The sequence below is a fragment of the Leucobacter sp. OH1287 genome, from assembly GCF_003859945.1.
Taxonomy (GTDB): Bacteria; Actinomycetota; Actinomycetes; order Actinomycetales; family Microbacteriaceae; genus Canibacter.
Map to the genome: position 1 here is coordinate 19889 of NZ_RQYM01000003.1, position 10624 is coordinate 30512.

Consider the following 10624-nt stretch of genomic DNA (forward strand, 5'->3'; position numbering starts at 1 on the left):
GATAAACCTGGGTAAAACAGATAAAGTAAGGGCCGGCACCGGCACCCGCAACCGCGATTTTTAGTGGTGAGCGGATCCACCCCGCGCCCGCACAATCGCGTGGTGCACGGCGACGATAATGCCGCCCGCAACAATCCCGAAGAGCAGTGAGCAGAGCGTCTCGATTAGCCAGCTGAGCGGTGCAATATGCACCAGGTGGCTGAGTGTGTGCACGAGCTCGTACGGGGCGTGCCAGCCGAGTGTGTCGGCGCCGGAGATGAGGATGTGGCCGCCAACCCAGAGCATCGCAAAAATACCGACGATTGAGATGATGTTCAGCAGCACCGGCATACCCTTAACGAGGGCGACACCGAGTGAGCGAGCGCCGGAGGATTTGCGGCGGCTAAGGTGCAGGCCGATGTCGTCCATTTTCACGATCAGCGCAACAACGCCGTAAACACCGAGGGTGACGGCAATGGCGACGACGATGAGGGTGCCGAGGCGGATCCAAAACGGCTGCGATGCAACCTCGTTCAGCGAGATAACCATGATCTCCGCGCTGAGGATGAAATCGGTTTTAATGGCGCCGCGCACGAGTTTCTTCTCGGCGTCGGGACCCTCCGCAACAGCGGCGGTTTCGTGTTTAGCGCCGGTCACCAGTTCCCACAGTTTTTCTGCGCCCTCGTAGCAGAGGTAGAGGCCGCCGAGCATCAGCAGGGGTGTGAGGATCCACGGCGCAAACTGGCTGAGCAGAATCGCCGCGGGCAGAATGAAAAGCAGCTTATTGGCGAGCGAGCCAGCCATGATTTTCATCACGATCGGTAGTTCTCGCTTGGGGGTTACCCCGTCGACAAAGCGCGGCGCAACCGCGGCATCGTCCACAACAACACCCGCAGCCTTCGCGGTCGCCTTACCAGCGGCGGCGGTGATATCGTCCACGCTCGCCGCAGCGGCCTTCGCAATCACGGCAATATCGTCTAACAGGGCGGCTAATCCAGATGCCATACGCTTCTTTCTTTTGGTGTGATAGGCGGTTTTATCCGCAAAAACTAGGCCGCGGCGATCAGTGACCGGGTTTGGCGGGAAATCTCAAGCTCCTCATCGGTTGGTATAACAAGAAGCTTAACAGCTGAGTCGTCGGCGCTAATCTCGTAACGGCCCCGCTGCCCGGACTCGTTCCGGTCACTGTCGAGCTTAATCCCGAACGGTTCCAGCCCCTCGCAAACAAGCTTGCGCACCAGGTGGCTGTTCTCGCCAACACCGGCGGTGAACGTGATCACGTCAAGGCCACCGAGAGCGACCATGTAGGCACCAATATAGTGGCGGATCCGGTAGGCATAAGCGTCGAGGGCGAGTTTCGCGTCCGGGTCACCCGCTGCGCGGCGGGCGGTGACGTCGCGCACATCACTGTCGCCGGTTAGCCCGAGCAGGCCAGAACGCTTGTTTAACAGCTCGTCAAGCTGGTCGATGGACAGCCCCGCCTGGCGGTGCAGGTGAAACAGCACAGACGGATCAATGTCTCCCGAGCGGGTTCCCATGATGAGACCCTGCAGCGGGGTCAGCCCCATGGAGGTGTCGACGGAGATGCCGCCGTCAACCGCGCACACTGACGCACCACTGCCGAGGTGCAGGACAATCTGTTTCAGGTCGGTGAGGGGACGTTTTAGGAACTGTGCCGCACGCTCTGAAACAATCTGGTGGGAGGTGCCGTGAAAACCGTAGCGCCGCACCCGGAACTCTTTTGCGAGGTTCGCGTCAATCGCGTAAGTGTGAGCCGCCGCCGGAATTGTCTGGTGAAAAGCGGTGTCAAACACGGCAACGTGCGGGAGCTGCGGGAACATCTGACGTGCCGCAACAATCCCCTGATACTGGCCAGGATTGTGCAGCGGGGCGAGAACCGACAGCTCGTTAATGTCCTCAGCAACCTGGTCGGTTATCAGCGTCGGCGCAAAAAACCTTGAACCGCCCTGCACAACCCGGTGCCCGATCGCAGTCACCTCGAGGGTTGCAAGCGGCTCCCCGGCGTCACTGAACGCGGTCTCCATCGCCTCAAACGCAGCGGTGTGGTCGGTGATTTCACGCTCCAGGGTGACGGATTTGCCGTGCTGACTGTGCGTTAAAATACTGTCTTCATGGCCGATCCGCTCAATAATGCCGCTGGCAATGCGAGACTCGTCTGCGTTGCTGATCAGCTGATACTTCAACGATGAAGAACCGCTGTTAATAACCAGTGTTGCGCTCATTTTTGTTAACCGTCCTCATCGGGGTTGTTTGTTGTCGCATCAGCCATTCCCGCCTGCACCGCGGTGATTGCGACAGTGTTTAGAATATCGACAACCGTCGCACCGCGCGACAGGTCATTAACCGGTTTGTTAAGACCCTGCAAAACCGGGCCGACCGCGATGGCTCCCGCCGCCCGCTGCACAGCCTTGTAGGTGTTGTTGCCGGTGTTCAGGTCAGGGAAAATAAACACGGTGGCGCGGCCAGCAACCTCAGACCCGGGCAGTTTCGCCGCTCCGGTTTGTGGATCGCTCGCCGCATCGTACTGAATAGGTCCCTCAATCAGCAGGTCAGGGCGCGATTTTTGTGCGATCAGGGTTGCTTTGCGCACCTTATCAACGTCGGCTCCGGTGCCGGAGTCGCCGGTTGAGTAGGAGAGCATCGCGATCCGGGGCTCAACCCCGAACTGCTGGCTTGTGAGCGCCGACGAGATCGCAATATCGGCGAGCTGTTCGGCGGTTGGATCCGGATTCACCGCGCAGTCACCATAGACAAGCACCCGGTCAGACAGCGCCATAAAGAACACGCTGGAGACAACGCTAACGCCCGGGCGGGTTTTAATGATCTCGAAGCTTGGGCGGATCGTGTGCGCGGTTGTGTGCGCCGCACCGGACACCATGCCGTCCGCGAGCCCGAGGTGCACCATCATGGTGCCGAAGTAGCTGACGTCAACCATGCGCTCACGCGCCTGCTCAACCGTCACACCCTTGTGGGCGCGCAGTCTCGCATACTCGGAGGCAAAAGAGTCCAGCTGCTCAGAGGTTTTCGGGTTAATAATCGTTGCCGCGCTAATATCGAGGCCGAGCTCACCGGCGCGTTTACGAACACTGGTTTCTTCGCCGAGGATTGTCAGGCGGGCAATGCCGCGAGCGAGAATCGTGTTGGCGGCGCGCAGGATCCGATCATCCTCACCCTCCGGCAGCACAATGTGCGAGTTGGCGGCTTTCGCCTTGTCGAACAGCTCGTGCGCAAACATTGCCGGGGTGCGGACATCGCCGCTGTCAATCGCCAGGTGCTCACGTAGCTCAGCGGTGTCAACGTTGTCGTTAAACATCGCCATAACCGTGTCGTATTTGCGCTGTGTGAACTTGGTGAGCAGCCCGCGAGCGCCCATGATCCGCTGCACGCTCGCGAAGGTTCCGAGGTTGACTCGGATCACCGGCAGGCTCGAATCAATACCGTCAAGCAGTTTCTCAATCTGCGGAGCCAGCTCGAAATGCCCGTTCAACACGATAGCTGAAATGGTTGGGAAGGTTGCAGCCTCGTGCGCCATTGTGATGGCGATCAGGGTTTCGGTGCGATCCGCCGCGATCACAACCATCGCGCCCTCGGTGAGACGAGGCAGCACGTTCTCCATGCGCATGCCAGCAACAATCAGGTTCTGCACCTCACGCTCCAGCAGCTCCTCATTGCCGCGGACCAGGCTGCCTCCGAGCGCCTCTAGAACCGTTGCAACATCGGGGGCGACCAGCAGCGAGTTCTCGGGGATCGTCCACACCGGGTGGCGTGGAATAGCCCGCTCAACCGCTTTTTTAATCTCCTCGGTCGCTTCGGGGTCGGCGCGGTTAACAACGGTTGCGAGGATCCGCGCGTGCTCCTCTTTCAACTGCTGGCGTGCAATATCGGCAACCGAGGCGATCTCGGCGGGGGTGCGGGCAGCTGACTGGCCGAGGCTCTCAACATCGGTGCTGTCTCGTCCACCCAGAATCAACATCACCGGGGCGTTCAGGTTGGCGGCGATTTTAGCGTTGAAAGCCAGCTCGGTGGGGGAAGCAACATCGCTGAAGTCGGATCCAACAATCACAACCGCGTCACACTGTTTTTCAAGCGCCTTAAACCGCTCAACAATCGTGGTGACAGCCTGGTCAGGATCGGCGTGTGCCTCCTCATAGGTGACGCCAATACAGTCATCGTAGTTGATGTCCGCTTTGGCGCGGTAGAGCAGCATCTCAAGTAACCGGTCGTGCTCAGCGCGGGAGCGAATCAGGGGCCGAAAAACCCCCACCTTTGGGGCGTCTTTGAGTAGCGTTTCAACCACTCCGAGCGCGACGGCGCTCTTTCCGGTGCGGCTTTCAGCGGAGGTGAGATAGATTCTAGCGGTCACCCTCCAATCTTAATTTGCGGGTGCACTGTTTTGGCTGTGAGTTGCAAGAAAAGCGTCGCCAAAAATGAGGCTATGCTCAGGCAGTTTCGGAATAAAAACTATCTCATCACGCTACGATGTTTAGTATGGCAACCGCACTCTACCGCAGATACCGCCCGGAATCATTCGCCGAGATGATCGGGCAGGATCACGTGACCGCACCGCTGTCTGCGGCGCTGCGCAACGGCAAAATCGGGCACGCCTACCTGTTTAGCGGGCCACGCGGTTGCGGTAAAACCACCTCGGCGCGAGTGCTGGCGCGCTGCCTCAACTGCGTTAACGGCCCAACCGACACACCGTGTGGGCAGTGCCCGAGCTGTGTTGAGCTGGGGCGTGACGGCGGCGGAGCCATCGACGTCGTCGAGATCGACGCTGCAAGCCACGGCGGTGTTGATGACGCCCGCGACCTGCGTGAGCGCGCAACCTTCGCGCCCGCGCGTGACCGGTACAAGATTTTTATTATCGACGAGGCCCACATGGTGACGCCGCAGGGCTTTAACGCGCTGCTGAAAATCGTTGAGGAACCGCCCGAGTATTTAAAGTTTATTTTTGCGACAACCGAGCCTGAGAAGGTGCTCGGCACGATCCGCTCCCGCACCCACCACTACCCGTTCCGCCTGATCGCACCAGCCGCGCTGATGGATTACGTGCAGCAGCTGTGCGACAGTGAGGGTGTGACGGTGGAGTCTGGCGTGCTGCCGCTGCTGATTCGGGCGGGTGGTGGATCCGCTCGCGACACCCTCTCGATTCTCGACCAGTTAATTGCCGGGTCAGAGGGCACAACCGTGACGCTCGCTCGGGCGACCGCGCTGCTCGGCTACACCAGCAGTGAGATGATTGACGGGGTTGTTGACGCGCTCGCGGCGGGCGATGCGGCGGCGATGTTCCACGCGATTGAGAGTGTGATTCAGACGGGTCAAGATCCGAGGCGCTTCGTTGAGGACCTGCTGCAGCGCTTGCGTGACCTGATCGTCATCAGGGCAACCACTGTGAGCGGTGCGAGCGGGGTGTTCCGCGGGGTTTCTGACGCGCAGCTTGAGGCGATGTATCGGCAGGCGGTGAAGTTTTCGTCGGCTGTGCTGTCGCGGGTTGCGGACACGGTCAGTTCCGGCCTCGACTCGCTCAGCGGCGCAACCGCGCCACGCATCCAGCTTGAGCTGCTGTTTGCGCGGGCGATTAACGTCACCCAGCAGGCGGCCGCGGGGGGCGTGGGTGGATCCGACAGCCCAGCTCTTTCTGCGGGCACCGCCGTAAAAACCGGGATCGCCGCGGTGAGAGAGGCGCGGCAGCAGGCTGCGCCCGCGAACTCGCAGGCTGGTGCCCAGCCGCGGCAGCGGGCAGTTGCGCCGCAAGCCCCGGCGTCACAAGCGCCGGCACCGCAAGCAACTCAGCAGGCCGCGCCGCAAGCGCCTACGCCGCAAGCGCCTACGCCGCAAGCGCCTACGCCGCAGGCAGCGCCTCAGTCGAGCGTGCCGCCGCAGAGTGTGCCTGTTGCGGGAAACCTTTCCGTTGCCGACACCCTCGCAAACGCGAGACAGTTCCTGCAGCAGGGTGCCGCAGGTCAGCAAACCCCACCGGCACCGTCTGCTGAGCAGCCAGCAGCGGCCCCAGGTTCGGAACAATCAGCCGCCGCGCCAAGCGCGGGGCAGCCAGCGCCCCCGGCTCAGCCTGGCGAGCCTGTTCAGCGCAGCGCTCCCGAACTGCGCAGCGAGCTGCAGCAGGCGATGGATAAGATCAGCTCCGCGCCGCCTTCAACTGACTTCCTAAACCAGTCGGCGCAGCAGCGTCCTGCTCCGCAAGCAGCTGGGCAGCAGAGCCCTGGGCAGCAGGGCGCAACCCCGGATCCACAACAGGCCACTCAGCAGCCAGCACCGCAGACCCCGCCACAGGCCCCACAGCAGGCACCGCAGTCAGTAAACCAGGCCGGGCAGCCAGCTCCAAACCCGCAAGCAGGCGGTGCTGTTGGTGCAGTGGGCGGTTCCGTGGCGGAGGCGCCAGCCCCTGAGATTGATGAAGAGGACTTTGAGCAGCTGAAAGAAATCTGGCAGGAGATCGTTACCGAGCTGCAGCACAAAGACCAGAACGCAGCAGCTGCGGCCGCGGCCGTGACACTCTGCGATTTTAGGAACAACCAGCTGCACATCGGGGTTAGCTCCGCCGAACAGCTAAACGCCTTCAAGAACTTCGCGGCAGCACCGGTCAGGGCAGAGATCGCGGACGCAATCGGCGTCACAGTCGGTTTCAAACCGGTGAAGCTCGACGCTACCGGCAGGCCACAAAACAGTCCTGCCGCAGCTGGTCTGCAGCCAAACGGTCACCAGGGTGGCGGCAGGGAAACGCAAGCGGCAACCCCGCCAAAGCGTGACACAGCCGACTCCGAGTCAGAGGAGCCTCACCAGGCATCTGCCGAGGCGACAAAACCGGCGGGCGAGGCGGATCCGCTAGCCCAGAAACTAGCGGGTATCGCGAGTATGCAGAGCGCGGTAGAGGCATCAGCAGCGCAGGCGGCCTCGGCGGCCTCACCAGCGACGGCGGCTCCAGCAACGCCTGCGGGCACGGCCGTTCCGGCGACCTCAGCGGCGGCCCCGGCCGCTCCGACGGCCTCAGCGGTGGCTCCGGTTACCCCGGCGACACCGCCAACCGCAGCAGCTACCCCTGGTGCCCAGGCGGCTCCGGCCGGGCAGGGACGAAACGGCGGTATTCTCAACTCGGTTCGCGCAGCGGTCGCCGAGGCAAAAGAGAAACGACAGCAGGGAACCCCGCTAACGCCCGAGATTGACGAGTTTCAGGCGAGCAGATACGGCGAGGCTGTGATCAGGGAAATCCTAAACCCGATCTTTGTTGAGGAACGGCAGAGCGAGAAAGCGGCGGAGCTGAGCGGATCCGCCCCGAAAAAACCAGCTGGCTGAGGCGCCGCACAACCCAGCGCCGAAACAGTCCCAGCAGAGAAAACTAACCAACCCAGCACCAACCAAACCAAAACCAACCAGACCAGCACCAACCAAACCAAACCAGACAGCGACTAAACAAAACAGGGAAGCACAAACATGTACGACGGCATAGTGCAAGAACTAATCGACGAGTTCGGCAAGCTTCCGGGGATCGGGGCGAAGTCGGCGCAGCGCATCACCTTCTTCGTGCTGCAAACCCAGCACTACGATCCGGCACGGCTCAGTCAGCTGCTTGCGACGGTGCGAGAGCGTGTGAAGTTTTGTGAGAGCTGCGGCAATGTTTCAGAACAAACCCGGTGCACTATTTGCACGGATCCGCGCCGCGATCAAAGCCTGATTTGCGTTGTTGAGGAGCCGAAAGACATTGTTGCGATTGAGCGCACCAGGCAGTATCGCGGGCTTTATCACGTGCTCGGCGGAGCAATCAGCCCGATCGACGGCATCGGGCCGGACGATTTGAGCATTGCGCAGCTGATGCAGCGGGTTGGCAGCAACACCGTCAGTGAGGTGATTATTGCGACGGATCCGAACACCGAGGGCGAAGCAACCGCCGCGTATCTGACACGGATGCTCACCGCCATAGCAATCCCGGTCTCCAGGCTCGCGTCGGGGCTGCCGGTCGGCGGCGATCTCGAGTACGCGGACGAGGTGACGCTCGGGCGGGCGTTCGAGGGACGCCGGAAAATACCGTAAATACGGTGAACAACAAGCTTAGAACCGCTAAAATTAGCTGTTAGCTTCGGAAATTTTATCCGCGCCGCAGCGTTAATCGCAGAAAGGGAATGCGCATGGCCTTGATCGTGCAAAAATACGGTGGATCATCGGTGGCAGACGCCGAGAGTATTAAGCGCGTCGCAAAGCGCATCGTTGAGACCCGTAAAGCAGGCAATGACGTTGTTGTTGCGGTTAGCGCGATGGGCGATACAACCGATGAGCTGCTGGATTTAGCGGCCGCCGTCACCCCGATTGAGGCACCGCGTGAGCTCGACATGTTGATGACCGCGGGCGAGCGGATCTCGATGGCCCTGCTCGCGATGGCGATTAAAGGCCTCGGCGTTGACGCGCAGTCGTTCACCGGCAGTCAGGCTGGTGTTGTGACAAACGCGACCCACGGCGCTGCTCGCATCGTCGAGGTTAGCCCCCGCCGTGTGAAAGAAGCGGTAGCCGCGGGCGCGGTTGCGATCGTCGCCGGGTTCCAGGGCTTCAGCAAAGAAACCGCCGAGGTGACAACGCTCGGGCGGGGTGGATCCGATACCACCGCCGTTGCGCTGGCGGCGTCGCTCGACGCCGACGTGTGTGAAATCTACACCGATGTTGACGGTATTTTCACGGCGGATCCGCGCCAGGTGCCGCTTGCCCGCAAACTCGACGCGATCACCAGCGAGGAGATGCTCGAACTGGCGGCATCGGGTGCGAAGGTGCTGCACCTGCGCGCTGTCGAGTTCGCGAGGCGGCACGGTGTCACCCTGCACGTTCGATCATCATTCTCAGACCAAACCGGCACAATCGTCTACGACCCGGCTAACGGAATCCCAGAAGGAGTAAACATGGAAGAATCAATCATCAACGGCATCGCCTCCGAAAAGAACGAGGCAAAGATTACTGTTGTTGGTGTTCCTGATGCTCCAGGCCGGGCAGCGGCCATTTTCGATATTGTCGGCAGGGCTGACGTTAACGTTGACATGATTGTGCAGAACGTGTCACGCGCAGACACAGCCAGCACCGATATTAGTTTCACCGTGCCGGTTGCAGACGGCCGCCGCGTGATTGAGCTGCTAAAAAACCACGGCGACGTGATCGAATACAGCTCACTACAGTATGACGATCAGATCGCGAAGATCGCGGTTGTTGGTGCGGGAATGCGCACCAACGCGGGCGTTTCCGCGAAACTGTTTAGGGCGCTGTATGAGGCGGGAATCAACATTGACATGATCTCCACCTCCGAGATCAGGATCTCGGTGGTCACCCGCGCAGATGTGCTCGACAAGGCACTACAGGCGCTGCACACCGCTTTCGGCCTCGATGCCGACACTGAAGCGGTGGTGTACGCTGGCACCGGGCGCTAGACTTATATAAATCACTTAAAACCGGGGTTCGCTAACGACCCCTTGGCGGTTAACCGGCCCAGCCGGTCGCTGAAACGCACAGAAAAACAGACAGGAAAAGGGCAAACCAATGAGCTCACAACTAACACTCGCGGTCGTCGGCGCAACCGGTCAGGTTGGCGCTGTTATGCGTCAACTGTTGGCGGAGAGCACAATTGAGATTGCCAAGATCCGCTTCTTCTCAAGCGCCAGGTCGGCAGGCGCAGAGCTGACCTTTAAGGGTGAAACCGTTACCGTTGAGGACGTTGCAACCGCTGACTTCAGCGGCATCGACATTGCGCTGTTCTCTGCGGGCGGTGCCGTCTCCAGAGAGTACGCACCAAAGTTTGCGGCAGCGGGTGCAATCGTCATCGACAACTCAAGCGCATGGCGGTTGGATCCGGACGTGCCGCTCGTGGTTAGCGAGGTCAACCCGGAGGCGCTCGCAGACGCGAAGAAGGGGATTGTTGCAAACCCAAACTGTACAACCATGGCGGCAATGCCGGTGCTTAAGCCACTGCACGACAAGGCAGGGCTCAGCCGTTTGCGGGTTGCTACCTATCAGGCGGTTTCGGGATCCGGTCTCGCGGGTGTTGCGGAACTCGGCGGTCAAATGCAGGCGATCGTTGCCGGTGAACCGGGTGAGCTCGTCCACAACGGCAACGCGATCACCGAACCAGCACCGCACGTTTATGTGAAGCCAATTGCCGCTAACGTGGTGCCGCTCGCGGGCGCGATCGTGGCTGACGGTCTCGCAGAAACTGACGAGGAACAGAAGCTGCGTAACGAAAGCCGCAAAATCCTCGGCATCCCAGAGCTGCTGGTTGCTGGCACCTGCGTTCGTGTTCCGGTTTTCACCGGTCACTCGCTTGTTGTGCACGCTGAGTTTGAGAACCAGATCACCCCGGAGGAAGCAACCGCGCTGCTTAGCTCCGCCCCTGGCGTTGAGCTTGCTGACGTACCAACCCCGCGCGACGCCGCAGGACGCAACCCGAGCCTGGTTGGGCGGATCCGCCAGGATCGTAGCCTGCCAGACAACCGCGGTCTCGTGCTGTTTATCGCAAACGACAACCTCCGCAAGGGCGCAGCGCTCAACACCGTGCAGCTCGCGGAGCTGATTGCGCAGGCAAAGAACTAGCGGTTAGCAGCTGATCGTAAAAAACCGGCCGGGGAGCAGCGCTGCCTGG

7 protein-coding genes are annotated in these 10624 nt (G+C 60.9%); 4 read left to right on the forward strand and 3 right to left on the reverse strand.

Annotated features, from left to right (window positions below; all coding sequences use genetic code 11):
• Window positions 1-60 precede the first annotated feature (60 nt).
• Genes EII30_RS02320 through pta form a run of 3 tightly spaced genes read right to left on the reverse strand, consistent with a single transcriptional unit; the run spans window position 61 to window position 4363 of the window.
• Complete coding sequence (locus tag EII30_RS02320) at window positions 61-984, reverse strand: DUF808 domain-containing protein (RefSeq protein WP_124885729.1); 924 nt, start codon at window positions 982-984, stop codon at window positions 61-63.
• A gap of 44 nt (window positions 985-1028) precedes the next feature.
• Window positions 1029-2222, reverse strand: a complete 1194-nt coding sequence (locus EII30_RS02325; protein ID WP_124885730.1) for an acetate/propionate family kinase — start codon at window positions 2220-2222, stop codon at window positions 1029-1031.
• Window positions 2223-2227: 5 nt separating this feature from the next.
• The gene (gene pta / locus EII30_RS02330; RefSeq protein ID WP_124885731.1) at window positions 2228-4363 is read right to left on the reverse strand and encodes a phosphate acetyltransferase; all 2136 of its coding nucleotides are present in this window, start codon (window positions 4361-4363) and stop codon (window positions 2228-2230) included.
• 125 nt (window positions 4364-4488) lie between these two features.
• Here pta and EII30_RS08955 point away from each other — a divergent pair, with 125 nt between their 5' ends.
• The 4 genes from EII30_RS08955 to EII30_RS02350 all read left to right on the forward strand — a co-directional run bounded on the left by EII30_RS08955 (window position 4489) and on the right by EII30_RS02350 (window position 10575).
• A complete protein-coding gene (locus EII30_RS08955) occupies window positions 4489-7311 on the forward strand; it encodes a DNA polymerase III subunit gamma and tau (RefSeq protein ID WP_199731548.1) in 2823 nt (940 codons plus the stop codon).
• Between the two features lie 138 nt (window positions 7312-7449).
• On the forward strand, window positions 7450-8046 hold the full coding sequence (recR, locus tag EII30_RS02340; protein ID WP_124885732.1) for a recombination mediator RecR: 597 nt from the start codon (window positions 7450-7452) through the stop codon (window positions 8044-8046).
• 95 nt (window positions 8047-8141) lie between these two features.
• Complete coding sequence (locus tag EII30_RS02345; protein WP_124885733.1) at window positions 8142-9419, forward strand: aspartate kinase; 1278 nt, start codon at window positions 8142-8144, stop codon at window positions 9417-9419.
• 109 nt (window positions 9420-9528) lie between these two features.
• Window positions 9529-10575 (forward strand): aspartate-semialdehyde dehydrogenase, encoded by a 1047-nt coding sequence (locus tag EII30_RS02350; protein WP_124885734.1) that lies wholly within the window; start codon window positions 9529-9531, stop codon window positions 10573-10575.
• The last annotated feature ends 49 nt before the right edge of the window (window positions 10576-10624 follow it).